We start from the raw sequence: 25313 nt of genomic DNA on the forward strand, positions 1-25313 counted from the left end.
CCTGTAATGAACGCGCCAATCCGCCTGCCGCTGCCACCGAGCCTCTATGCCGACACCGCGGTGCAGGCGACGCCGACGCTTCAGCTCACATCGGACAAGAGCGTGCCGGTGGCGATCATCGGCGGCGGCTTCACCGGCCTGTCGACCGCGCTGCACCTCGCCGAGCAGGGCGTGCTGGCGACCGTGCTCGAAGCGCAGGAGCCGGGCTGGGGCGCCTCCGGCAACAATGGCGGGCAGACCAATCCGGGACTGAAGCACGACCCCGACCAGATCGAGCAGGATTTCGGCGCCGATCTCGGCCGCCGCATGATCGAATTCTCCTACGGCACCACCAACTTCACGCATGACTTGATCCGCCGCTACCAGATCCCCTGCGAGGCCAGGCAGAACGGCACGCTGCGCGCCGCCTACAACGAAGCCAGCGCAGCGGCGATCGCGACCACCGCAAAGCAGTGCATCCGGCGTGGCATGCCGGTGAAGCTGCTCGACGCCGCCGAGATGCGCCAGATGACCGGCAGCGACCGTTACCTCTGCGCCATGCTGGATGCGCGCGGCGGCGACCTGCATCCGCTGAGCTATGCCCGCGGGCTGGCACGCGCCGCGATCGGGGCCGGCGTCGCCGTCCATGGCGAGACCCCGGCGCTGCGGCTGCGCCGCGACGGCGGCCGCTGGCGGATCGAGACGCCGCGCGCGGTCGTGCTCGCCGACAAGGTGCTGCTCGCGACCAACGGCTTTACCGATGATCTCTGGCCGGCGCTTCGCCGCAGCATCGTGCCGGTGTTCTCGTCGATCGCGGCGACGGCGCCGCTGTCCGAGGCGATCGCGCGCGCGATCATGCCGACCCGGCCGGTGCTCTACGAAAGCGGCCACATCACGGTCTATTACCGCATCGACCAGCACAATCGGCTCTTGATGGGCGGCCGCGGCCCGATGCGCTGGATCAGCAAGCCGACCGACGTCGCCTATCTGATCCGCTACGCCGAGCGGCTATGGCCGCAGCTCAAGGGCGTCAGCTGGACCCACGGCTGGAACAGCCGCCTTGCCATCACCGCCGATCACTACCCGCATGTCCATGAGCCCGCGGAGAATTTGCTGATCTCGCTCGGCTGTAACGGCCGCGGCGTCGCGCTCTCGACCGCGATGGGCGCAGAGCTGGCGCGCCGCCTGATCGGCGGCCCCAAGGCCGAGATCGACATGCCCGTGACCGGTATCAAACCGATCCCGACGCACGCCTTCTGGCGGGTCGGCGTCACCACGGCCGTGCTGACCGGCCGGGTGCGGGACTACCTCGGTGTGTGAGGCATTTAACACAATTACAGAATGTGCTGGGCTAATCTCGCGCGTCGGATATATTCGCAGTCTTTATTGGAAGGCTGTTCATGCAGTGCGAGCGATGCGGCCGCGCAAACCGGGCTGGCAACGATTATTGTGAAGATTGCGGTGCGCCATTAGGCCTCAAATGTGACTCCTGTCAGCATGTGAACGGGCCCTCCAGCCGCTTCTGCGGCCGCTGCGGCACCGCGCTCGCCGCGGGCAGCGTTCGTCCCGACGCGCCCTCGCAGCGGCTGCTGCGTTCGCTCAGCACCAAGGGCGGCGAACGCAAGAACCTCACTCTGCTGTTTGCCGATATCCGCAACTCGACCAATCTGATCGACAGCCTCGGCGATCCCGAACTCGGCATGCGGCGCCTCGAGCCGGTGCTCGACCTGATGAAGGAGGCGGTCCACCGCTACGACGGCATCGTCAACAAGATCCAGGGCGACGGCGTCATGGCGCTGTTCGGCGCGCCGCCGCGCCCGCACGAGGACCATGCGGTCCGCGGCTGTCTCGCCGCGCTCGCCATGCAGGATTCGGTGGCCAGGCTCGCCGATCCCGGCATGCAGATCCGGGTCGGGCTGCACACCGGCGAAGTCGTCGTTCAAACGGTGGAAAACACAATCTATCAGACCTACGACGCCGCCGGCGCCAACGTCCATATCGCCAACCGGATGGAGCAGATGGCGGATGAGGGCGCCATCCTCATCACGCGGGACACCTATCTCGGCGCCAGGCAATTCGTCGAGGTCACGCCGCTCGGCATGCAGACCATTCGCGGCATCTCCATGCCGGTGGAGGTCTTTCGGCTGACCGGGCTGCTCAGCGCGCCCGCCAGCGACGTTTTCCGCAGCGGCCGCCGCCTGACCTCGATGGTCAACCGGACCGAGCAGATGGCGGCGTTGGAGCATGAGCTGTCGCGTGCAGTTGGCGGCGACGGCCGGGTCGTCGGCATGGTCGGCGACGCCGGCATCGGCAAGAGCCGGCTCTGCTTCGAGTTCGCCGAAAACTGCCGCCGCAAGGGCATTCGCGTCTACGAGGCCCGCGTGCTGGCGCATGGCCGCGCAACACCGTTCCAGCCCGTGCTCGAGCTGTTGCGCGACATCTTCGGCATCCGTGCCAAGGAGCCGATCGAGACATCCCGGCGTCGCGTCATCGACCGTTTTGCCGAGATGGCCGCGTCGGAGCAGGAATTGCTGGTGCTGCTCGAATTCCTCGGGCTCGCCGATCCGGCGCATCCGGCCCCGAAGCTCGATCCGCGCGCGCTGCGGCTGCAACTGCTCGAACTGGTTCGAACGCTGGTGCATGCGCGCCCCGGGGACACGCCGGCGGTCGTCATGATCGAGGACCTGCACTGGATCGACGCCGCGAGCGAAGAGTTCGTCGAGACGCTGGTCGATGCCATCGTCGGCACCGCGACGTTGCTGGTGGTCAATTTCAGGCCGGGCTTCACGGCACCTTTCATGCAGCGGTCGCACTACCGTCAGATCGCAATCCCGCCGCTGCCGTGGTCCGATTCGAACGAGCTGCTCCGCGAGCATTTCGGCAGGCATCCCTCGCTGGCCTCGCTGAGCAGCAACGTCATTGAACGCGCGCAGGGCAATCCGTTCTTCATCGAGGAGCTTGCCAACACCGTCGTGGAGCGCGGCAATGTCGAGGGCGAACGCGGCAACTACCGGCTCAAGCATGGCGTCGATGCGGTGCCGCTGCCCGCGACGGTGCAGGCCGTCGTGGCCGCTCGCATCGATCACCTCGAGGATATCGCCAAGCAGGTGCTCGAGACGGCGGCGGTGATCGGCCGGCTGGTCGCGATGTCGGTGCTGCGTCCGGTCGCGGCGCTGCCGAACGACGATTTGCAGAATGCCATCGCGCAGCTGCGCCAGGCCGAGCTGCTTTACGACCTGCCGCCCTACGACAAGGGACTGCTGGCGTTTCGCCATCCGTTGATCCAGGAGGTCGCCTACGCAACTCAGTTGCGGTCGCGGCTGACCACGCTGCATGCGACTGTCGCCAAGGCCATCGAGGGCTTCGACTGGGGCAAGCTCGACGAGTTTGCCGGGCTGCTCGCCTATCACTACGAGGCCGCGGGCCAGCCGCTGGAGGCGGTCACCCATTTGCAGCGTGCGGCGCGCTGGATCGGCAAGACCAACTCCGCCGAGGCAATGAAAAGCTGGAAAAAGGTTCGCGCCCTGCTGCAGGACCAGCCCCCGTCCGAATATGTCGACCGGCTGCGGGCGATGTCGAGCGGCCAGATCCTCAACTTCGGCTGGCGTGAGGGGATGTCCGCCGAAGAGGTCAAGCCCTATGCCGAAGAGGCGATCAAATACGCACGCGCGGCGGACCCGGTGCACGAGCCGATCCTGCTCGGCGCCTACGGCAGGATCCTGGCCGCGACCGCGGCGGCCGACGACTATGTCAAGCTCGTGCAGGACGCCTTGAAGCTCACCTCCGGCACCGGGGACGTCGGACGGTTTGCGACGGTCAACGCCATGCTGAGCCAGGCGTTCTTCCTGTCGGGCCGTCTTGCCGAGGCGCTCGACGCCGGTCAGGTGGCGGTTGCCGCGATTGCCGAGCAGGGCGGTTTTCACAACAACGTCACACTCGGTCTCAACCCGAACCAGATTCTCGGCTTCGACGTCGAGCACTGGATCAGGTGTCTCGGCACCAGAATTCTGGTGCGGCTCGGCCGGTTCGACGAGGCCGAACGGCGGATCGCCGAGGTGCTGCGGGCCGAGCCGGAGCGCTTCGCCGCCGTCGTGCAGTTCATTCCGCATTTTGCGATGGTGGAGATGGGCTGGAGCCGCGGCCGGCCCGAACTCGCCAAGCCGCACGCGGCGAGGATCGCCGAACTGGCCGAGCAGTCCGGCACGCCCTATCTGCGGGTCGCGGCGCTCGCCAGCGCCGGCCTCGCCAGCGGCGCCGCGGGCGATTTCAAGGTTGCCGCCGCCCAGCTTCAGGAAGCGATCGACTTTGCGCGCTCTGCGCGAGCCGGCCTCGAATTCGAGGCGCGCATGCTGGCGGATCTGGCCGAAGCGCTCTATCGCGCCGCCGACCACCATGCGGCCCTGCAAGCGGTGGACGAGGCGCTGATGGTCGCGCGGCGAAGGACTGATCGCGTCGCCGAGCTGCACGCGACCGTGCTGCGCGGCCTGATCGTTTGCGCCTTGGGCAGCACGTCACATGAGGAGCTTGACGAGATTGTCGGCGGCGCTCAGAATCTGCTCGATGTCTCGGGGGCAGTCTATTTCACACCACAACTCGATCAGCTTCGATTGCATCTTGAGCGACGCTAGACGCGCCGATTTTTCATTTCTGGAAACAAGGTACTGAGGGGGTTTTAATGGGACGGATGATTCAAGACGATACGACGCGCGATGTCCTTGATCTGCTGAACAAGCGGTTTGGTCCCGGCGGGATCATGGAGATGGTGGAGCTGCAAAAGGAGTTCGACATCTTCTCTCCCAATCATCCCCTCGAACAGTCGTTCCGGCTGATCGGGATCGAGCCGGCCGACCGGGTCGAGCGGAAGCGCTGGTATACTTTCCTCGGCACGCTGAAGGACTATCCTTCCGATCAGCCCAATGTGAGCGGATACAAGCGGGTGGTCCAGGCGTTCCGGCAGGCGCTCACGCAGGGTCCGTATCTGCCGGTGCTCGTTAGCGTTCACGCCATGAAGGAAAATCCGAAGGTGACGTTTGCAGCCGATGGCCATACGCCGCTGATCTACTCGACCCAGTCGTATCGGGTTCTGTCGATCCCGACCAAGCCAAGCCAGGTCGCCCGCAAGGAGCTTGCTGCGATGGCGAAGCAGCGGCGGGCCAAAGCCAAGAAATGAGCCAGACGTGAGCATCGCAGCGGAGACCGCAGGTGTCGGCGCCGAAGGCGACCGCGCACGGTTCTCCGACCTCTATGCCGATGTCGAATCCTACTACAGCGCGCGGGTCGCCAAATACGGCGCCACCCCGCGCGGGGTGGACTGGTCCTGCCAGGCCACCCAGGACCTTCGCTTCGTCCAGTTGCTGAAGCTCTGCGACTTCTCCGCACCGTTCAGCCTGAACGACATCGGCTGCGGATACGGCGCGCTGTGCGCTTATCTCGCAAGGCGCCATCCGCAAGCGGAGATCGACTATCTCGGGATCGACCTGTCGCTCGCCATGATCAGCCGCGCGCGCCGCCGTTTCTCGGCGCCGGGGCGCCGCTTCAAGGTCGGCAAGGGCAGCCTGCGTCGCGCGACCTATTCGGTCGCGAGCGGCATCATGAATGTCGATGTCGGCGGCTGCCGCCGATCCTGGGAGGCATTTGTCGCCGGGATGCTGGCCGACCTGCGCCGCGCCAGCCTGCGTGGCTTCAGCGTCAACTTCGTTACCGGCGGGACGGAAGGCACGGCGGCCGCCGATGCGTCGCCGGTGCAGCTCTATTGCACCAGCCCCGAGCCGTGGATCGATTATTGCGAACGCGAGCTTGGCTGCACCGTCGAGACCATCGACGGTTACGGACTGAACGAAGTCACCCTGCTGGCGCGATGTAGGGATTGCTGATCGGGCTGCGGACTATCGCTTGTCCAGAACCTGCAACTCGGCGGTGGCGCTGGCGACCGTTACATCGTTGGCGTCGATCAGATCGGCTTCGACGATCATGTCGCGGTCGGTCTGCGAGATGACCTTCGCCTTGGCCGTGATCGGGCCGACGCGCGCCGGTTTGAGAAACCGCGTGGTGAGGGTCCTGGTCACGACGGTCCGCGTTGCGGGCAGCACTGCGAGGGCGCCGAGGCCCGTCGCTGAATCCAGCATCGCGGCAAGGAAACCACCCTGGATCGTTCCGTGGCGGTTGGTGAACGAGGGTTGCGCCTCGAAACGGACTGTGGCGATTTCACCGTCGAAGCCCAGCCACTCGCGTCCAAGAAGTCGCGCGCCGGGCGGCACGTCTGCGCTTGCTTCACTCAAGCCGGTCACCGCAATTGTTGTCGGTCCAAATGTATCAGCCCGTCTGGCTCATGCAATGTCCGCGGGCGCGGGTGGCGAAAAGCGCCAAATCACTGAGCGGCCCGACCTTTTGCACGAGGCCATGGGTGCGATCGGCACCTGGCTTTCCCTGCGCCCTCCGATCGAGAGGGAGCGGAACGAAGAGCAAGGCGCGGGCAGATCGTGTCGCGAGAATGCGAGCGTGTGACTCACAGGTCGTGCAACACATTCACTGTCGTCCCGGCGAAGGCCGGGACCCATAACCACCGATGGTCGTTGTTTCGCGATGCTGGAACGACGAGCGCGATCCACAATTCTCGCTGCAGCGTATGGGTCCCGGCCTGCGCCGGGACGACGGTGGAGAAGGAGTCGTGCGTATAACTCACCCCTCCGCGACCGCATCGCCCCAGGGCTGGAACGGCTCGGTGGCGCCGCTGTTGGTGGTGCCGTCGCGCAGCACGACGCTCGGGCAGGCGAACTTCATCGGCAGGGTCTGGATACGGGCCTCCTCGAAGTCGAAGCGGCCGCGCAGCGCCTCGCGTACGCTCGCGGGCAGGCGCTTGTCGCCGATCACCACGGCGCCTTCGCTGGCGTCGATCCGCGGCTGGTGGATCGCGGCGTCGAGATCCATGCCGAAATCCATCACGAAGGAGAGCAGTTGCGACACTGCCGGCAGGATGCGGCGGCCGCCCGATGCGCCCGCGGCAAGCGTGCGGCCGTCGGCGGCCTGCGCCACGACAGGCGTGTAGTTGGTCAGGCAGCGCTTGCCGGGCGCGAGCGAGTTCGGATTGCCTTGCGTCGGATCGAACCACATGATGCCGTTGTTCATGGTCAGCCCGGTGTTCGGCGTCACGAATTTGGAGCCGAAGGTCGACAGCAGCGTCTGCGTCACCGCGGCCATGTTGCCGTCGCGGTCGACCGCGGAGAAATGCGTGGTGCAGCTTGGCGCGATCGCTTCGGCGCCGAGCGCGCGACGGCCGTCGACGTCGCCCATGTCCTTCAGCCGCTCGCGATAGGCGGCTTGCAGCGCCTCGGCATAGGCAGCGTAGGCCGCCGCATCCGGACCGCCCTGGGCAGGCGCCAGCGCCTTTTGCAAAAGGCCGAGCGTGCGCGCCATCGTGGGACCCGCGGTCAGCTCCGGCGTCGCATAGACCGTGCCGCCGCGGTAGGGAATTTTCAGCGGCTCGCGCAGATGGGCGCGGAAGGCGGCGAGGTCGCGCACCGACAGCGCGCCGCCGGCGGCCTGGATGTCGTCGGCGATGCTGCGCGCCAGATCGCCCTCGTAGAAATCGCGCGGACCGGCCGCGGCGAGCTGCGCCATCGTCGCCTTCAGCTTGTCCTGCGGCATGCGGACCACCGACCTGATGCCCCATTGCGCGTTCGGCGGCAGGCCGTCCTGCAGATACGCCGCCGCGCTGGCGGGATAGCGCCGCAGATCGGCGGCGGAGCTTGCGATCATCGCGGTGGTCCACCAATCGACCAAAAGGCCCTCGCCGGCGAGCTTGACGCTCGGCGCCAGCAGGTCCTTCCACGGCATTTTGGCGTGGCGGCGATGCGCTTCCTCCATGCCGGCAACGACGCCGGGCACCGCGATCGAGCCGGGGCCGTGCAGGTTGCGGTCGTCCTTGACCCGCGCCCAGGGGAACAGGTCGGAGGCCGCGCCGCCGGTCAGCGGATAATCCTCGATGCGCAGGCCGTCGGGCGCGCGCATGCCGTAGTCGATCACCTCGACTTGGTTCTCCTTGGCGCGATACAGCACCATCGCGCCGCCGCCGCCGGCGCCGCTCATCCACGGCTCCACGACGCCAAGCGCGAAGGTGGTTGCGATCACGGCGTCGACGCAATCGCCGCCCGCAGCCAATACCTCCGCGCCGACCTCGGCCGCCCGGCGCGACTGTGCGGCGACGATGCCGCCCTTGGCGCTGACGGCCGGCTTGCGGATCACTTGCGAGTTGGAGAACTGGTCGGACATGGCGTTGCTTTCGCTGTTCTTGTTGCGGGTGGGACACGTTGGCGTAGCATGCCAAGCATGGCACTGTCAGTGCAACAACAAGAACCAATTTCAGGGAGCGGAAAATGACCGGTGTGAAGCGTGAACGGGACGGCAAGGTCGGCATCCTGACGCTCAACGATCCCGCGAGCCTGAACGCCATGACGCCGGAACTGCTCGGCGATCTCGCACTCGCCGTCGGCGAGATGAGCCTCGACCCGGACATCCGCGCGCTGGTTCTGACCGGGGAGGGACGCGGCTTCTGCTCCGGGCAGAACCTCAAGGCGTTCCAGTCGCTCGGCGACAATATCTACACCGGCGTGATGAGACATTATTGGCCGGCGATGCAGGCCTTGCGCGAATGCCGCGTGCCTGTCGTGGTCGCGGTCAACGGCGTCGCGGCCGGCGGCGGCTTCAGCCTCGCGATGTCCGGCGACATCATCCTGGCGGCGCGCTCGGCGAGCTTCATCCAGGTGTTCAGCCGGATCGGCCTGGTGCCCGATCTCGGCTCGACCTGGCTGTTGCCGCGCCTGATCGGCCGCCAGCGCGCGCTCGACCTGATGTTGCTGAACGAGCCGCTGCCGGCCGAACGGGCCAAGGAGTGGGGGTTGGTGCGCGACGTGGTCGATGATGCCAAACTGCTCGGCGAGGCGAAGGCGCTCGCCGGCCGTCTCGCGGACGGACCGACGCGCGCGCTGGTCGCGACGCGGCAGCTGCTCGAGGAGAGCGAGCACGCCAGCTACGCCGATCAGTTCCGCCGTGAGATCGAGCTGCAGCAGGTGATCCGCGAGAGCGCCGACGCGAAGGAAGGCCGCCAGGCCTTCGTCGAGAAGCGCAAGGCCCAGTTCACGGGGCGCTAGAGCGGGATGAGCTTACCTCGAATCGAGCGGCGGGCTCCGCTTCACCTCGCCCCGCGTGCGGGGAGAGGTCGGAACGCATCGTTCGATGCGTTCCGGGTGAGGGGGGTCTCCGCGAATACAGCTATCACCAGACATACGCGGAGGCAGCCCCTCACCCCAACCCTCTCCCCCTAAGAACGGGGCGAGGGAGCGCAGCGCCGTCGCTGTTCGGCGCAATCTCAGCATGCTCCAGGCCTTGATCGTGCACGTGCTAGCCGATCGCAATCGCGATCTTGCCGAAATGCGCGCCGCTCGCCATGTGGGCGAACGCGGCCTTGGCCTGGTCGAACGCGAACACCTTGTCGATCACGGGCTTGACGCCGTGCAGGCTGATGCCGTCGCACAGCGCCTGCAGATCCTCGATCGAGCCGACGGTGACGCCTTGCAGCCGCTGCTGCTGCATCACCATCAGCGGCAGCCGCGTATCGGACGAGGCGGGACCTGCGAGCACGCCGATGAAGGCGATGGTGCCGCCGATCCTGGTGGCACGGATCGACTCGTTCAGCGTGCCGACGCCGCCGACCTCGACGACGAGATCGACGCCGCGCCCGGTCAGCTCGCGCGCCTTCTTGCCCCAATCGGGCGTGGTCTTGTAGTTGAGCGTGACATCGGCGCCGAGTTGTTGCAGCCGCGCGATCTTGGCGTCGCTGGAGGATGTCGCGATGACGCGGGCGCCGCACATCTTGGCGAATTGCAACGCGAACAGCGAGACGCCGCCGGTGCCCTGGGTCAGCACCGTCTGCCCCGGCTTGATGTCGCCGAGCTTGACCACCGCGCTCCACGCTGTGAGGCCGGCGCATGGCAGTGCCGCGGCCTCGATGTCGTTCAGATGATCCGGCGTGCGCACCAGCGCATGCGCGGGGAAGACCCGGTACTCGGTCAGCACACCGTCGACGCTGCCGCCGAGCGCCGCGCGCATCCGCGCCTCGCTCGGCTCGCCCCCGAGCCAGCTTTCGAAGAAGCTGCCGATCACGCGATCGCCGGGTGCGAAGCTGCTGACGCCGGCGCCGACCGCCTCGACCACGCCGGCGCCGTCGGAGACCGGCACCAGCGGAAATTTCTGGCGCGAGCCGTAACCGCCCTTGACCGTGAGCAGGTCGCGATAGTTCAGCGTCGCCGCCTTCAGCCGCACCAGGACCTCGCCCGGGCCGGCTTGCGGAACCGGCTTGTCGACCAACGCCAGCGCGTCGACGCCGCCGGGGCCTTGCAACTCATAGCATTTCACGGAACGTCTCCTGCTCGGTGCTCTTGTGTTGGGCAGCGCTCGCGGCGCTGCCGCGCATGCGCTGAGCATATGCCAGGCCTGCCGCGCGTGGCCAGAGCGCACAGTGCGGCCGATGGAATGGCGCCCATGTCCCGAACGCGTTGGCGCGCGACCGGGAAATACCGCCAATCTGTGGCGTCAATGAAGTGACCGAGCGGAGGTGACCATGGCTGCCTTGCTTGAGACGAAGCGCGATCTGATCGCAACGCTCGCACGCGGCGCGGTTTGCGTGCTGCTTGCCGCTGCATGGATCGCTTGCTGTGGTGCGATGGCCGCGGCAGACGACAGCCTCTACCGCGCGCAGACCGTCGTCACCGGCCAGGGCGAGCCGAACCGCATCATTGGCTTCGGTGCATGTTTGGAAGATGTGCTGATCAAGGTTTCCGGTCAGCCAATGCTGGCAGGCGACCGCCGGCTAGCTGCCTACAAATCGAAGGCCAAGGATTTCGTCAGCAGTTTCGACTATCACGATCAATATGCCGGCAAGCCGCATCATGACGAGCAGGGCACCCGCGACCGGCCCTACGACCTGACGGTGGATTTCGACGAGAAGAAGATCGACGGCATTCTCGCCAGGCTCGGTCTCAAGCCGTGGCGGTCGCAGCGACCGGTGCTCGGCGTCTTCGCCGAGATGCAGCACGGTCCAAAGGACTACATCGTCACATCCGACGGGACGCAGTCCGACCTGCAACGCGACGCGCTTGCGGCTGCGGCCGGAAAACGCGGCATGCGTTTCGTGCTGCCCGATACAGCGGCATTGACGAGCGCCAACCTCACCGCCGCCGAACTGTTGAAGACGCCGCCGGCGAAGCTGAGTTCGATCGTCGCGGCGCAAGGCGGCGAGGCCAGCCTGCTCGGTCGGCTGGTCTGGGACGACAAGGATCTCGGCTGGGCCACGCAATGGCGGATGGCCTGGCACGGTAAGGATTACAAATGGCAGTTTCGCGGGGTCACCTTCGATGAAGCCTTCCGCCGCGGCGTCGGCGGCGCCGCGCAGGTGCTGTCGGGCAATGGCGATCCGGCGCGAGCGAGATGAGTTTGCGCAAGCGTAGCGGCTGCCTGCTTCTAGCCGGCATAACCGAGCGTCTGCGACGGATACTCCCCGAACATCGCGCGGTAATATTGCGAGAAGCGCCCGAGTTCGATGAAGCCCTGTTCGATCGCAACCTTGGAGACGGTGGTCTGGTCCGGGGTGCTTTCGCGCAGGATCGAACGGATCATGCAGAGCCGCTTGTAGCGCAGGAAAGTCACCGGGCCGACCCCGAACACCTCGTGGAAGGCGCGGTGCAGGCTGCGTCGCGACAGCCGAAGCTCGGTGCAGATTTCCGAGACATGGACCGGGCGCGTGCCCGCGGCGTGCAGATAGTCCTCGACGTGGCGCACCAAGCGCATCGCCGACGGCAGATAGCTCGTTTCGTCGGGCGGCAGCGATGTCACGACGGTCGCGGTCACGCAGTCGACGATCGCGCGCCTCCAGAAGTCGGCCGACGCGTCCGTCAAGGCGTCTGGATAGCGCGCGAGGTGCGCGACGATCCGCGGCAGTTTGTCCGCCGCGCCCATGCCGATCGTGGGGTCGGCGCGAAAGTGGTTCTTGGCCTGCCAGGTTTCGGCGTCGGCGAGCCGCGGCTCGCCGCCGAATATGTCGGGCAGATCAGCGAGGTCGAAGCGGATGGCGGCGTAGGACGAAGCGCTGTGAAAGACCCCGTCATGCTCGACCGACGGCGGAATCACCAGCACATCGGCCGGCTGCATGTCGAACGCCCAATGCGTGACACGGTCGGTCGCGTTCAGCAGCATTCCGATGATCAGCTTGGGATCGGTCGAGATGCGCTGGGTGCGGACCCCGACATTGAACGCGCCGATGCTGAGCGAAAAGTCACCGATCCCGACGTGAGACAATGTGCCGCGCAACTTGCCGCGCTCAAGCTGCATGACTTCGACATGCGAACCTTTGACGGCATCGTGAAGACCCTCGAAGCCGTCAAGCTCGCCGGTGCTGACCGTCAGGTGTTGGCCCATATCCACGTTCACAACTGCAGCGCGATTAATCTACTAAAACCAAATGCTTGAAGTCGGTACAAAAAGTGCGGCCGCGACAATGTGCCTAGATTGGTTTGATTCGCATGGCGAGATCGTGGTGGTGGATTTGCAAACGTGCAGATTTTCGCTTGTTTTTTCGAGAAAGCAATAAGGCCGACCGGATCGGATTGATCGAATTCGAGCATCTTCCGTTAAGCCTGCACGCCTCGGGGTTGAGATTGGCACAAAGTGCACATCACTTGTATAGTGCGTTCCGCTATCGTTTGAACTGACAGCAGAATTCGCTCGTGACAACGTCCAGTGGAACGGGTCACGATGGGGAAATCCTGTGCACGCAAGTGTGCATATGGATCGGCAACGGAGGAGAAAAGGGAAGAAGGCCTGACGGATCAACGCTGCCGAAAAGTGCAGCACAGAAAAATGGAAGGGCGCGACAATGCACTCAGGCACGACCCAATCATGGACGACGTTCGGTCACCGAGATCATAACGCTCCGATCTTCAACAGGATTTTCCGTCTGGCGCTCGTTGGAGCAGCCGCGATTGTCGCACAGGCCGGCCCGGCGTCGGCGGTCAGCATCGGCTCTTCCGCTTCATTGCCGATCATCGAACAGCAAGAAGGCAGCGGTAACGTTGTGCAGGTGCGCGCGGTCGCGCGCCGGGGCGGCGTTGCCGTGGGACCGCGCGGCGGTGCGGTTGCTTATCGTAGCCGGACCGTAGTGGGTCCGGGAGTGAGGCCCGGCTGGCACGGCGGCGGCACGCGCTGGGTTGGACCTCGGCCCGGAGGTTGGGCGCGGCCCGGCTGGTACGGCTGGCCGATCGGGGGCGCGGTCGCGGCCGGCGCAGCGATCGGTTTCGTCAGCGCGGCGAGCGCAGCCGCCTGGGCGGGACCGCCGCCGGCAGCCGGCATGTGCTGGTACTACACCGACCCGTCGCGAACACAGGGCTTCTGGGACTACTGCTCGCGGTAATGCGCAAAAAAGAGGTGCATCGCCATGTCCCGGGTAGAGATCGCCCCCACTGAACGAGAGCGTGACGACCGCGTCCAGACCGACGACATGGTCTGGATTCCCGGCGGCACGTTCCGCATGGGCTCCGACCAGCATTATCCCGAGGAGGCGCCGGCGCATCGCGCGTCGGTCGACGGCTTCTGGATCGACCGCACCCCGGTGACCAACGCTCAATTCCGCCAATTCGTGCGGGAGACCGGGCACATCACGGTCGCCGAGCGGCCGCCGGATCCCGCGCAATATCCGGGTGCGCTGCCGCATATGCTCTACGCCGGCTCGCTGGTGTTTCAGCCGCCGCGCCGCGTCACCACCCTGCGCGACTGGAGCCAATGGTGGACCTTGATGAAGGGCGCGAACTGGCGCCGCCCCTACGGCCCGCGCAGCAACATCAACGTGCTCGGCAGCCATCCGGTCGTCCACGTCGCCTATGCCGATGCGCTCGCCTACGCCAAATGGGCCGGCAAGGAACTTCCGACCGAAGCCGAGTGGGAGTTCGCGGCGCGCGGCGGGCTCGAGGCGGAGGAGTTCGCCTGGGGCAATGCCTTGACGCCCGGCGGCAAGCACATGGCCAACACGTGGCAGGGCAATTTCCCGATTCAGAACCTCTGCGAGGACGGCTTCGACCGCACCTCGCCGGTGACCGCGTTTCCGCCCAATGGCTACGGCGTCCACGACATGATCGGCAACGTCTGGGAGTGGACCGCCGACTGGTGGTCCGCCGGTCATGAGGCCGACGCCGCGAAGCCCTGCTGCATCCCGCAGAATCCGCGCGGCGGCCGCGAGGAGGCGAGCTACGACCCCGCCCAGCCCGCGATCAAGATTCCGCGGAAGGTGCTGAAGGGCGGCTCGCATCTCTGTGCCCCGAACTATTGCCGCCGCTATCGCCCCGCCGCGCGGCATGCCGAACCGGTCGATACGTCGACCAGCCATGTCGGGTTCAGATGTGTGGTGCGGTCGCGGACCGGTCAGTCAGGGAGTTGAAGCGATGTCCGCGTCGATACTCAACACCGGGAAGCAAAAGAAATGGTTGCTGTCGTGAATTGAAGCCGGGGAGCGTCACAGAACAGAGTGAAAGTGAACAAGTGAAGCAAGCATCAACCTGAGGCCACATCACAGCTGCGATCCGTGTAAGGGAGCATCGAATGAGTAATGATGGTAGTTTTCCGAGAGTAGAGAATCAGAAATCGAGTCTAGGAGGCAAGCTGCTTGGCGGGACGTTGCTGGCGGCGGCGCTGCTCGCTTCGAGCATGGTCCCGTTTGCTCAACGGACTGCGTCCGCGCAACAACCGGCTGCGGCAAAGCCGAACATCCTCGTGATCTTCGGTGACGACGTCGGTCAAGCGAACATCAGCGCTTATACCCGCGGGGTCGTCGGCTACAAGACGCCGAACATCGACCGCATTGCCAATGAAGGCATGATCTTCACGGACTACTACGCCGAGAACAGCTGCACCGCGGGGCGCTCGACCTTCATCACCGGGCAGGCCTGTCTGCGTACCGGACTCTGCAAGGTCGGCATCCCCGGCGCGACAGTCGGACTCCAGAAGGGCGACATCACGATCGCTCAAGCGCTCAAGCCGCTTGGCTATTCTACCGCACAGTTCGGCAAGAACCATCTCGGCGACAGGGACGAGTACTTGCCGACCGCTCACGGCTTCGACGAATTCTTCGGAAATCTTTATCACCTCAATGCCGAGGAAGAGCCGGAGCGTCCCTATTTCCCGAAGAACGATCCGGACTTTGTCAAAGCCTATTCTCCGCGCGGGGTAATCAAGTCGTCTGCCGACGGCAAGATCGAGGACACCGGGCCGCTGACGCGCAAGCGCATGGAAACGGTCGACGATGAGACGACAGGCGCTGCGATCGATTTCATCCAGCGGCAGGCGAAGGCCAACAAGCCGTTCTTCACCTGGATGAACTTCACTCGGATGCACATCTTCACGCATGTTCGACCGGAATATCGCGGCAAGAGCGGCATGCCCGGCAACGAGTATGCCGATGGTATGTGGGAGATGGACCAGAATGTCGGAAAGCTCCTGAAGACTCTTGAGGATCTCAAGATCGCCGACAACACCATCGTCGTGTTCACGACCGACAACGGTCCCAACGCCTTCACCTGGCCGGATGCGGCAACCACGCCGTTCCGTTCGGAGAAGGATACCAACTGGGAAGGTGCCTTCCGCGTTCCGGCGATGATTCGTTGGCCGGGCCACGTGAAGTCCGGCGAGATAGCGAACGGCATCGTTTCGGGCCTCGACTGGTTCCCAACCCTGCTTGCCGCTGCCGGGGATACGTCCGTCAAGGAACGCCTTTTGAATGGCTGGCAGCCGCAGGGTAACCCGACCACCTTCCGCAATCACCTCGATGGGTTCAATCAACTCGACTACATCACGGGTAAGACGGACAAGAGTGCGCGCGGCGACTTCTTCTACTTCAATGACGACGGCGCGCTGGTAGCCGTACGTTTTGACAACTGGAAGTTCGTCTTCGAGAAGCAGGAGCAGCCTGGACAGTTTGACGTTTGGGCGAACCCCTTCACGCCGCTGCGCGTTCCGAAGATGTTCAACTTGCGCATGGACCCATATGAGCACGCCGAGATCTCGGGCAGCGGTTATGACCAATGGCGCGTGGAAAACGCCTACCTGTTTGCCAAAGGGGTGATGGAGTCGGCGGCGTTCCTCCAGACGTTTGCCGAGTATCCCCCGAGCCAGCGCCCGGCGAGCTTCAGCATCGATCAGGTTCGCAAGCAGGTCGACAAGAAGATCGACGAGTCGTTCAAGAAGCGCGGTCTCGAATAGTCGCGAGGCCCTGCGAGACAGGCCAGTGGTATTGGCCTGTCTCGCACTGTATCCAAGGGGACTAGCGGATGGATGCTCGATCGAGCCTAGGGTCTGCATCGACCGCGACCCGAGCGCAGCGAAAGAATCTGGACGCCGGTGCGAGCCGGAGGCTTGTCGCAGCGGCGCTGGCATTCGTCTCGGGTGTCGCCGGCCTGATCTACCAGGTGATCTGGATCAAGCAGCTCTCGCTGGTCGTCGGCGCTGATGTCTATGCCATCACGACCGCCGTGAGCGCCTTCTTTACCGGCCTGGCGTTGGGCGGCCTGATCTTTGGTGGAAGGGCTGACCGCGCCAGCCAGCCGGCGAAACTCTACATCGCGATCGAGATCGGCATCGGCATAACCGGCGTCGCCACCACATTGATCCTGGCGAATATTGAGCCGGTCTTCGTGGCGATCGAGAGCGCGAGCGGCTTGCTCGCATGGGCCATGGTGTTCGTTCTGGTCGGTATCGCCCCGCTTCTGATGGGTGGGACGCTACCGGTCCTTGTGCGTGCGGTGCTGCAGAATTCCGGCGATGCCGGGCGCGTCGGTGGCCGGCTATACGCCGCCAACACGGCCGGCGCGATTCTTGGCGCTCTGCTGCCGATGTTCGTCCTCATTCCGCTGTTCGGGGTGCAAGGGACCTCGATCGCGGCGGCGACCCTCAATGTCCTCGCGGCGGCGGGGGCAACGGTGCTCGGCCGGATTCCCTTGGCGTCGGCGAGGATCAGGTCTGCCCGCGGCGCGGCGGTGCATCAACCGCGCCGGGTCGGATTGGCCGTTGCCCTCTATGCTGCCGCCGGCGCAATTGCCCTCGGCTATGAGGTCATCTGGTCCCAGTCCATCGTTCAATTCATGAGCACGCGCAGTTTCGCGTTTTCGGTGGTGCTTGCCACGTACCTCGCGGGACTTGCGGCGGGCGCCGCGATCGTTGCGCGGGTCATCGACCGGATCCGCGATCCCTGGAGTGTCTTTGGCCTTCTGATCGCCGCCGCCGGGTTCCTGGCCTTGATCGAGATCGCGGCACTTGGCCATTGGCTCGTGGTCGCGCAGACGGCGACCGAGGCGTTCGTGCTCCGCCTTACCGAAAACCAATTCGCCGGCATGTGCGCCCGCTTCGCGGTGGCAGCGTTCTGCATCGTGTTCCTGCCGACCTTGCTGCTCGGGGCGGCCTTTCCGGTGGCGCTGCGTCTGGTGGTGCGGGATGCGCACATCGGGCAGGACGTTGGCGCCGTCGTGGCGGTCAATACGCTGGGCGGAGTGGGCGGCGCGCTTCTCACCGGCTTCGTGCTTCTGCCCTGGCTCGGGCTTGTCCACACCCTTGCATTGCTCGCAATCGGTGCCGGCCTGCTGGGCGTCTTGGCCTGCTGGGGCGGTCGCTCGAGCCGCACCGGCCTTGGACTGGCAGTCGCGGTCGGCGCAGCCTGCATCGTCGCTGCGGTTGCCACGCCGTCCGACCGATTTGCCCAATTATTGCCGGCAGCGCGGTCGGGAAGAATCATGTTCTATGAGGAGAGCCCGGGTGGGACGGTCGCGGTGGTCAACACCGGCCGCTTCCGCCGGCTCTATATCCAGGGCGTATCCAATTCCGGCGACGCCATGCCGTCGCTGCGCTACATGCGGCTGCAAGCGCTCCTGCCTCTCATCATTCACAATGGCGAGCCGAAATCAGCCTTGGTGATCGGCTACGGCACGGGCATTACGGCCGGCGCTCTCTCACAATTCCCTGCTCTCGACAGGAGGGTGGTGGGTGAGCTGCTCCCGGCGGTCCTTCGTGCGGCTCCGATTTTCGACGGCACCTTCAACGCCGCGACCGACCCGGGATTGGAGAAGCGCTTGGGCGACGGCCGTCGCCTCCTGCAGCGCGAGAGCCAGATCTACGACCTGATCACGCTGGAGCCGCCGCCGCCATCGGCGGTGGGCGTCGTCAACCTCTATTCTCGCGATTTTTATCGCCTGGCTTCGTCGCGACTGAACGACGACGGGATCGTCGCGCAATGGTTGCCGCTGCCAACGCAGAACGATGAGGACACGCGCGCACTGGTTCGCAGCTTCATCGATGTGTTTCCGTACGCCTCTCTGTGGACATCGGAGCTGCATGAGATGTTGCTTGTCGGGTCGCGTCGTCCGATTCAGTTGGATGCGGAGCGCATCAGCGCGAGATTCAACCAGCCCGAGACCTCTGCGGCACTTTCCGCGGTCGGCGTCAACTCGGTCGCCGCGCTGATCGCAACCTGGATCACCGACCGCGACGGGCTCGTGCGCTACGCGGCGGACGCGCCGGCAGTGACAGACGACAGGCCGCGGATCGAATACGCGACATGGGTTCGTCCGGACGAGTTCAGCCGGACGATTTCGCACATCTGGCAGTACCGTAGCGAACCGCCGCTCAAGGGAGCGGACGAGCAATTCACCACTTCGCTGCTGAGCGAAAGGCGAGATCTTGATGCGTTCTATCGTGCCGGCCTCAGCGCCTATGCGGGCAACCGGCAGGCCTACGCGCGCGAGATGGCGAGCCTCAGTCAAGCGGCGAGACGAAACCCCTATTACAGGTGGTTTACGGGGTCCAAGGAGCCGTAGTGCAATGTCAGACCATGCCGCAACACAGTTAGCGGCCGCCCCGGCGCGGCGAACTGCCAAGGACTCCGCGGCCCGCGACGCCGTGCTCGATCTCAAGGCGCGCATCGGCAAGTCGGTGCTCGGGCAGGATCATCTGGTCGAGAGCATGCTGATCGGGTTGCTGGCCAACGGCAACCTCCTGATCGAAAGCCTGCCGGGGCTTGCCAAGACGCGGGCGGTGAAGACGCTGGCGAAGAATCTTGCCGCGGATCTGTCGCGCGTGCAGTTCACGCCGGACCTGCTGCCGTCGGACGTGACTGGCGCGGAGATCTACCTGCAGACCGAGAGGGGCGGCCAGTTTCAATTCCAGAAGGGGCCGATCTTCGCCAACCTCGTGCTGGCGGACGAGATCAACCGCGCGCCGGCCAAGGTGCAGTCGGCGCTGCTGGAAGCGATGGAGGAGCGACAGGTCACCGTTGCCGGCAAGACCTACAAGATGCCTGACCTGTTCATGGTGCTCGCGACCGAGAATCCGATCGAGCAGGAGGGCACCTATCCGCTTCCCGAGGCGCAGCTCGACCGCTTCCTGATGCATGTCGTGATCACCTATCCCGACGAGGCGACGGAAGGCGAGATCATCAAGCTCAATCGTGCCGAAAATGCGCGGAAGCCGGAAGCCGGAACTGCCGAGCCGCCGCCGGTGCCGCAGCAGGCGATTCTCGATGCGCGCGGCGAGCTCGACGGCATCTTCGTCTCCGACCTCGCGCAGAAATATATCGTCGACCTGATCTATGCGACGCGGTTTCCCGGCCGCTACGGCGAGCCCCTGAGCAAATGGATCCAGATCGGCGCCAGCCCGCGCGGCAGCCTTGCCATCGACCGCTGCGCGCGGGCGCGCGCATGGCTCGACGGGCAGGATTTCGTCACGCCCGACCACATCCGCGCCGTCATCCACGACTGTCTGCGGCACCGGCTGATCCTGAGCTACGAGGCCGTATCGCAGGGCATCAGCCCCGACCAGGTGATCGACAAGATCACCGAGCTTGTCGCTGCAGCGTGAGGGCCGTGATGACGGAGACATCAGCAAGAACGCCCGGTGTCTATGTCAGTCTCGACGATCTGATCGCGCTCGAATTCAGGGATCGCAGGGTTTCGTTCCTGCCGCGCCAGCCGGTGCATAGTCTGCTGTCGGGCCGGTTCGCCTCGCGCATGCGCGGCCGCGGGCTGAACTTCGAGGAGATCAGGGACTATCGCCCGGGCGACGATGTCCGCGAGATCGACTGGAAGGTCACGGCGCGGCTGCAGAAGCCGCATGTGCGCGTCTTCAACGAGGAGCGCGACCGTCAGGCCCTGCTGGTGGTCGATCAGCGGCTGTCGATGTTCTTCGGCAGCCGGCGCGCCATGAAGTCGGTCACCGCAGCCGAGACCGCCGCGATCGGCGCCTGGCGTGTGCTCGGCGTCGGCGACCGGGTCGGCGCCATCGTGTTCAATGACAGCGATGTCGTCGAGCTGGCGGCGCGGCGCAGTCGCGCGACGGTGTTGCAGATATTGTCCACCATCGTCGCGCAGAACCAGGCGCTCGGCGTCGGCCGCGGCATCGTTCCGGCGTCAGGCATGCTCAACCGGGCGCTCGAGCATGCCGAGCGGCGGACGATGCACGACGCCACGGTGATCCTGATCAGCGATTTCGATGGCGCGGATAGCGCAACGCGCCGGATGATCGGGGCGATCGCCCGGCATAACAACGTGGTCGCGGTGCTGGTCCACGATCCCTTGCAAAGCGATTTGCCTGTCTCGAGCCGGATGACCGTGACCGATGGCGAGCTGCAGATTCAGCTCGAAGTCGGCCGCGAGAGCGTCCGCAAAAGTATCGCGCAGGCATCGCAGGAGCGGCTGCGCGGCGTATTCGCGTGGACGCGCGAGCTCGGCATTCCGGTGCTGCCGCTGAGCACAGCCGAGGAAACGGCGCCGCAAATCCGGCGTCTCCTCGGCGGGCTGCCGGCCCGGCACGGACGCGGTGGCGGTCACACCAGAGCGGAGGCGGCTCTTGGCTGACACCCAACCGGTCACCGTGGATCCCGTTGCGGGCCTGATCGATATCCCGCTGCCACCGTCGGTGAGCCTGCTTCCGGCGACATGGGCATCGCGGATCGTGATCGTGCTGGTTGCCGCGGCGGTCGCCGTTGCGGCGTGGCGCCTGCTGCGGCATTTCCGCGCCAACCGCTATCGGCGTGCGGCGCTCGCGGAGCTTGACCGGCTGCTGCAGACACGAGGCGGCGTCCCGGAGGGAATGGCGGCGAGCCTCGCGCTGCTGGTGCGGCAGACCGCGCTCGATGCCTTTCCGCGCGAAACCATCGCGCCACTTGCCGGCGCGGGCTGGCTTGCGTTCCTCGACCGCAGCTATGGCGGGAACGAATTCTCGCAAGGCGCGGGACGCCTGCTCGCGACCGCGCCGTACGGGCGGACGACGGCCGATGCCGGCGACCTCACAGCGCTGCAGGATCTGGTGCGGCGCTGGATCAGGGGGCACCATGTTTGAGTTCGCATGGCCCTGGATGCTCGCGCTCCTGCCGCTGCCGATCCTCGTGTGGTGGCTGTTGCCGCCGTATCGCGCGCGGCAAGCCTCCGTGATGGTGCCGTTCTTCGATCGCCTTGCGGCGGCAACCGGACAGACCCCGCAGCGCGGCGCCGTCGTGCTGCAGCGCCGGCGCATCCAGATGGTGACGGCCGCGTTGATCTGGGTGCTCATCGTCGCGGCGCTGGCGCGGCCGCAATGGGTCGGAGATCCCGTCACGCGCGAGGTTTCGGCGCGCGATCTGATGCTCGCGATCGACATCTCCGGCTCGATGGACCAGCGCGACTTCCGCGGCAGCGACGGCGCGATGTTGACGCGGCTCGACGGCGTCAAGCGCGTGGTCACGGATTTCATCGCGCACCGGCACGGCGACCGCATCGCGCTGGTGCTGTTCGGCACCAGGCCCTATGTGCAAGTACCGTTCACGCAGGATCTGCAGACCGCGACCGCGCTGTTGGCGCAGACCGAGGTCGGCATGGCCGGACAGCAGACTGCGATCGGCGACACCATCGGGCTTGCGATCAAGACCTTCGAGGCAAGCAAGGCGCGCGAGAAGCTTCTCGTCCTGCTCACCGATGGCAACGATACGGCGAGCCGCGTCCCTCCGGAACATGCCGCCGACATCGCGCACCAGAACGGCGTCGTGATCGACACGATCGGCGTCGGCGATCCGGCCGCGACCGGCGAGAACCGCGTCGATCTCGGCGTCCTGCGGTCGGTCGCCGCCACGACCGGCGGCCATTTCTACCGTGCCGAGGACGGTGCGCAGTTGCAGGCGATCTACGCGGACATCGACCGTCTCGCGCCGGCCAAGCTCGATACGCTGTCGTGGCGGCCGAAGCAGCCGCTGTTCCAGTGGCCGCTCGGCGCCGCCGTGATGCTGTCGCTGCTGCTGTGGCTCGGCCTTTCGCTGGAAAGCGGGCTGGGACGAAGGGGAGCGATCGGCCATGCATGACGCGGCCGCGATTCCCTTCCATCTGCTGCGGCCGCTGTGGCTGCTCGCGCTGATTCCCGTCGCTGCCGTATTCGCATGGGTGCGGTGGCGGCAGAGCCCGCTAGCGCAATGGGGCGGGGTGATCGCGCCGCATCTGCTCAACCATCTCATCGTGCAGCCGGGGACGGGACGCGGCGTCAGCCCGCTTTATCTGGTCGCCGCCGCGCTATCGCTCGGCATCGTCGCGTTGTCGGGCCCGACCTGGCGGCGTGAGCTGCCGCCTTTCGTCGAGGATAAGGCGCCGCTGATGATCGCGCTGTCGCTCGACGCAACGATGGGGCAGAGCGACGTCGCGCCGACGCGGCTCGAACGCGCCAAGCAGAAGATCAGGGATTTGCTTGCGGCGCGCGCCGGCGCGCGCACGGGACTGATCGCCTATGCGGGCACCGCGCATCTGGTGATGCCGCTGACCGACGATCGCGCCGTCATCGAACCCTTCCTCGCCGCGCTTACCCCGGGCCTGATGCCGTCGCCCGGGAAGAACGCCGTCGCGGCAGTGGCGCTCGCCGCCGAGGCGCTCGCGACCGAAACCGTGCCCGGCACGATCCTGCTTGTCGCCGACGACGGCGGTGACGAGGAGGGAGCGGTTCGTCAGTCCGCCGGACGGAACGGCCTGGTCAAGCTGAGCGTCACGCCGAACAAGGGCGAAAGGTTCGCGCTCGGTTCGGACGTCGTACAGGTCAGCATTGACGACGCCGACATCGTGGCGCTCGAGCGCCGGATCGAAACCCGCTATCAGGCCGCGCAGGGTGACGCGTTCGGTACGCAATGGCGCGATGAGGGCTTTTGGCTGCTGCTGCCGATTGCACTGCTCAGCCTGCTCTGGTTCCGTCGCGGCACGACGGTGGCCTGGGTTGTCGCCTTCGTCTGTCTGTCGCACGTGTCGTCCGCGAGGGCGGAGGAGCCGCGCCGTTTTGCCGACCTGTGGTTGACGCCGGATCAGCAAGGACGCATCGCCTTCGATCGCGGCGACTATGCGACCGCGGCCAAGCGCTTCTCCGATCCGATGTGGCGCGGAATCGCCGCCTATCGGGCGTTCGACTTCCTGACGGCCGCGCAGGAATTTGCCCATGTCGATACGCTCGAGGGACGCTTCGCACTGGGCAACGCCCAGGCGCAGAACCACGCCTACGAGAAGGCGATTGCCGCCTATGATGAGGTTCTGAAGATCGCGCCTGGCCATGTCGCCGCGAAGACCAACCGTGCCATCGTGGTGGCGGCGCTGAAGGCGAAAGAGGAGAAGCGAAAGAAGCAGGAGCAGGACGACAGCGCGCCGCCGGACGAGAAGGCCGACGAGATGCGGGTCGACCCGACCCAGAAGGGCGGCAAGCGGATCCAGGTGAAGCCGACGGATCTCACCACGGCCGGCGCCGCCGAAGCCTGGATGCGTCAGGTCCAGACCACACCGGCAGACTTCCTCAAGATGAAATTCGCGATCCAGGACGCGGCGCGGCCGGCGGGGGCGAAACCATGAGGCACCCGCTCGCCGCCGTAGCCCTGATGCTCGGATTGCTCATACCCTGCGCGGCGCTGGCCCAGCAAAGCGCGCCGGAGCCGATCCTGCGGGTGACGATCGATCCGCCGCGCGTCGTGGTGGGGCAGGCGGCCGCGCTGCGGATCGACGTGCTGGCGCCGAACTACATGACGGCGCCGCCCGAGTTGCCCGACTTCCAGGTCCGCAATGCCGTGACCCGTCAGTTGCGGAGCGTCAACGAGAACGAGCAGCGGGACGGCGTCACCTATGCCGGCGTCCGGTTCGAATTCGCCATCCATCCGCAGGAGCCGGGCAGCTACGCGATCGCCGGCCAGGCGATCACCATCAAATACGCCGCCGAGCCGCCGGCGACGCGCGAAGCCACGCTCGCGCTGCCGCCGATCGCATTTGAGGCCTTCATCCCGGACGCGGCCTCCGCCCTGCAGCCGTTCCTGGCCGCGCGCAATCTGTCGATCGAGCAGACCGTCAACCGTTCGTCGGATCAGCTCAAGACCGGGGATGCCGTGACGCGGACCGTCACCGTCAAGGCCGAAGGCATTCCGGCGATGCTGCTGCCGCCGGTGAAGTTCACCGCGTTCGACGGGCTCAAGCTCTATCCCGCGCAGCCGTCGCTCCAGGACAAGACCGACGGGCGCACCGATGTGCTGTCCTCGGCGCGCACCGACAGCGGCGTCTACATGCTCGAGAAGGCCGGCGACTATGTGCTGCCGCCGATCGACCTGCGCTGGTGGAACACCGGCGCGCAAAGCATCGATGTGGCGCATCTCGACCCGGTGACGCTGCACGTGGAGGCGAACCCCGCAGCCGGCGGCGCATCGTCAATCGGCACGTCCGGCCCGCGCCGGTCATGGGGCGCGCTGCGCGATGTCGTCGCCGATCGCTGGAAGTCGACTGCGGCCGTGCTGCTGGTACTTGCCGGGCTCAGCTGGCTGATGCCGCGGATGGTGCGCGCGATCGCGGCGCGCTATCGCCGGCGTCGCGAGGCCTACCTGCGCTCGGAAGCGTTCGCCTTCAGCGAGCTGCGGCGCGCCGCGCGCCGTGGTGACGCCAAGGCGGTTTACTTCGCGCTGCTCGACTGGCTGCAGCGGTTCGAGCCGGTCGCGCCGCAGCACACGGTCGAGGCGTTCAGGGCCGTTGCCCATGATGCCGCGCTCGATGACGAGATCGGCGCGGTCGAGCGCGAGCTGTTCGCGCCGGCCGTCGGCGCGGCGCGCTGGTCACCGCGTCGGCTGCTGCGCCAGGTCGGCGGAGCCCGGCGCAACTTGCGTCGGCGCGCGAGACGCCGCGAAGACACGCGCTTACTTCAGAACCTGAATCCGGTCGGGCTTTCCTCCACCACGTCCTTTGGTCGACCAAAGCCCGCCAGATGAACGAAGCACATTGAGACCGATC

20 protein-coding genes are annotated in these 25313 nt (G+C 66.0%); 16 read left to right on the plus strand and 4 right to left on the minus strand.

Annotated features, from left to right (window positions below; all coding sequences use genetic code 11):
• Positions 1-6 precede the first annotated feature (6 nt).
• From QA635_RS11975 to QA635_RS11990, 4 genes are all read left to right on the plus strand, one after another.
• Positions 7-1299 carry an NAD(P)/FAD-dependent oxidoreductase gene (locus QA635_RS11975; protein ID WP_283069159.1) on the plus strand — a complete coding sequence of 431 codons (1293 nt, stop codon included), beginning with the start codon at positions 7-9 and terminating at the stop codon, positions 1297-1299.
• A gap of 80 nt (positions 1300-1379) precedes the next feature.
• Positions 1380-4607 (plus strand): adenylate/guanylate cyclase domain-containing protein, encoded by a 3228-nt coding sequence (locus QA635_RS11980; RefSeq protein WP_283069166.1) that lies wholly within the window; start codon positions 1380-1382, stop codon positions 4605-4607.
• A 47-nt stretch (positions 4608-4654) separates the two neighbouring features.
• Positions 4655-5149, plus strand: coding sequence for a hypothetical protein (locus tag QA635_RS11985; protein ID WP_057015167.1), 495 nt, complete (start codon positions 4655-4657; stop codon positions 5147-5149).
• A 7-nt stretch (positions 5150-5156) separates the two neighbouring features.
• Complete coding sequence (locus tag QA635_RS11990; protein WP_283069169.1) at positions 5157-5852, plus strand: class I SAM-dependent methyltransferase; 696 nt, start codon at positions 5157-5159, stop codon at positions 5850-5852.
• Positions 5853-5864: 12 nt separating this feature from the next.
• Here QA635_RS11990 and QA635_RS11995 read toward each other — a convergent pair whose 3' ends face one another.
• Both QA635_RS11995 and QA635_RS12000 read right to left on the minus strand, forming a co-directional pair.
• Positions 5865-6236 (minus strand): PaaI family thioesterase, encoded by a 372-nt coding sequence (locus QA635_RS11995; protein ID WP_283069174.1) that lies wholly within the window; start codon positions 6234-6236, stop codon positions 5865-5867.
• Positions 6237-6657: 421 nt separating this feature from the next.
• Positions 6658-8247, minus strand: a complete 1590-nt coding sequence (locus tag QA635_RS12000; protein ID WP_283069176.1) for a gamma-glutamyltransferase — start codon at positions 8245-8247, stop codon at positions 6658-6660.
• Between the two features lie 104 nt (positions 8248-8351).
• Here QA635_RS12000 and QA635_RS12005 point away from each other — a divergent pair, with 104 nt between their 5' ends.
• Complete coding sequence (locus QA635_RS12005) at positions 8352-9125, plus strand: enoyl-CoA hydratase-related protein (RefSeq protein WP_283069178.1); 774 nt, start codon at positions 8352-8354, stop codon at positions 9123-9125.
• Positions 9126-9375: 250 nt separating this feature from the next.
• On the opposite strand, the gene QA635_RS12010 is transcribed toward QA635_RS12005, so the two are convergent.
• The gene (locus QA635_RS12010; protein WP_283069180.1) at positions 9376-10389 is read right to left on the minus strand and encodes a zinc-dependent alcohol dehydrogenase family protein; all 1014 of its coding nucleotides are present in this window, start codon (positions 10387-10389) and stop codon (positions 9376-9378) included.
• Positions 10390-10594: 205 nt separating this feature from the next.
• Here QA635_RS12010 and QA635_RS12015 point away from each other — a divergent pair, with 205 nt between their 5' ends.
• Positions 10595-11464, plus strand: a complete 870-nt coding sequence (locus QA635_RS12015; RefSeq protein WP_283069182.1) for a DUF2066 domain-containing protein — start codon at positions 10595-10597, stop codon at positions 11462-11464.
• Between the two features lie 29 nt (positions 11465-11493).
• On the opposite strand, the gene QA635_RS12020 is transcribed toward QA635_RS12015, so the two are convergent.
• Positions 11494-12447, minus strand: a complete 954-nt coding sequence (locus tag QA635_RS12020; protein ID WP_283069184.1) for an AraC family transcriptional regulator — start codon at positions 12445-12447, stop codon at positions 11494-11496.
• A gap of 751 nt (positions 12448-13198) precedes the next feature.
• On the opposite strand from QA635_RS12020, the gene QA635_RS12025 reads away from it, so the two are divergent.
• From QA635_RS12025 to QA635_RS12070, 10 genes are all read left to right on the plus strand, one after another.
• Complete coding sequence (locus QA635_RS12025; protein WP_283069186.1) at positions 13199-13438, plus strand: hypothetical protein; 240 nt, start codon at positions 13199-13201, stop codon at positions 13436-13438.
• A 24-nt stretch (positions 13439-13462) separates the two neighbouring features.
• Positions 13463-14458, plus strand: a complete 996-nt coding sequence (locus tag QA635_RS12030) for a formylglycine-generating enzyme family protein (protein WP_283069187.1) — start codon at positions 13463-13465, stop codon at positions 14456-14458.
• 266 nt (positions 14459-14724) lie between these two features.
• Positions 14725-16275 (plus strand): arylsulfatase, encoded by a 1551-nt coding sequence (locus tag QA635_RS12035; RefSeq protein WP_283071608.1) that lies wholly within the window; start codon positions 14725-14727, stop codon positions 16273-16275.
• Between the two features lie 68 nt (positions 16276-16343).
• Positions 16344-18878 carry a fused MFS/spermidine synthase gene (locus tag QA635_RS12040; RefSeq protein WP_283069189.1) on the plus strand — a complete coding sequence of 845 codons (2535 nt, stop codon included), beginning with the start codon at positions 16344-16346 and terminating at the stop codon, positions 18876-18878.
• Positions 18879-18882: 4 nt separating this feature from the next.
• Positions 18883-19917: an AAA family ATPase gene (locus tag QA635_RS12045; RefSeq protein WP_283069191.1), complete on the plus strand. Its 1035-nt coding sequence runs from the start codon at positions 18883-18885 to the stop codon at positions 19915-19917.
• A gap of 8 nt (positions 19918-19925) precedes the next feature.
• Positions 19926-20912 carry a DUF58 domain-containing protein gene (locus QA635_RS12050; protein WP_283069192.1) on the plus strand — a complete coding sequence of 329 codons (987 nt, stop codon included), beginning with the start codon at positions 19926-19928 and terminating at the stop codon, positions 20910-20912.
• Positions 20905-21396 carry a DUF4381 domain-containing protein gene (locus QA635_RS12055; RefSeq protein WP_283069193.1) on the plus strand — a complete coding sequence of 164 codons (492 nt, stop codon included), beginning with the start codon at positions 20905-20907 and terminating at the stop codon, positions 21394-21396. Before QA635_RS12050 ends, QA635_RS12055 begins: the two co-directional genes overlap by 8 nt.
• A complete protein-coding gene (locus QA635_RS12060; protein ID WP_283069195.1) occupies positions 21389-22387 on the plus strand; it encodes a vWA domain-containing protein in 999 nt (332 codons plus the stop codon). Before QA635_RS12055 ends, QA635_RS12060 begins: the two co-directional genes overlap by 8 nt.
• Positions 22380-23900, plus strand: coding sequence for a VWA domain-containing protein (locus tag QA635_RS12065; protein WP_283069196.1), 1521 nt, complete (start codon positions 22380-22382; stop codon positions 23898-23900). Before QA635_RS12060 ends, QA635_RS12065 begins: the two co-directional genes overlap by 8 nt.
• Positions 23897-25291, plus strand: coding sequence for a BatD family protein (locus QA635_RS12070; protein ID WP_283069198.1), 1395 nt, complete (start codon positions 23897-23899; stop codon positions 25289-25291). The genes QA635_RS12065 and QA635_RS12070 overlap by 4 nt, the downstream gene beginning before the upstream one ends.
• Positions 25292-25313 lie beyond the last annotated feature (22 nt).

The sequence above is a fragment of the Bradyrhizobium brasilense genome (genome assembly GCF_029714345.1).
GTDB lineage: Bacteria > Pseudomonadota > Alphaproteobacteria > Rhizobiales > Xanthobacteraceae > Bradyrhizobium > Bradyrhizobium australafricanum.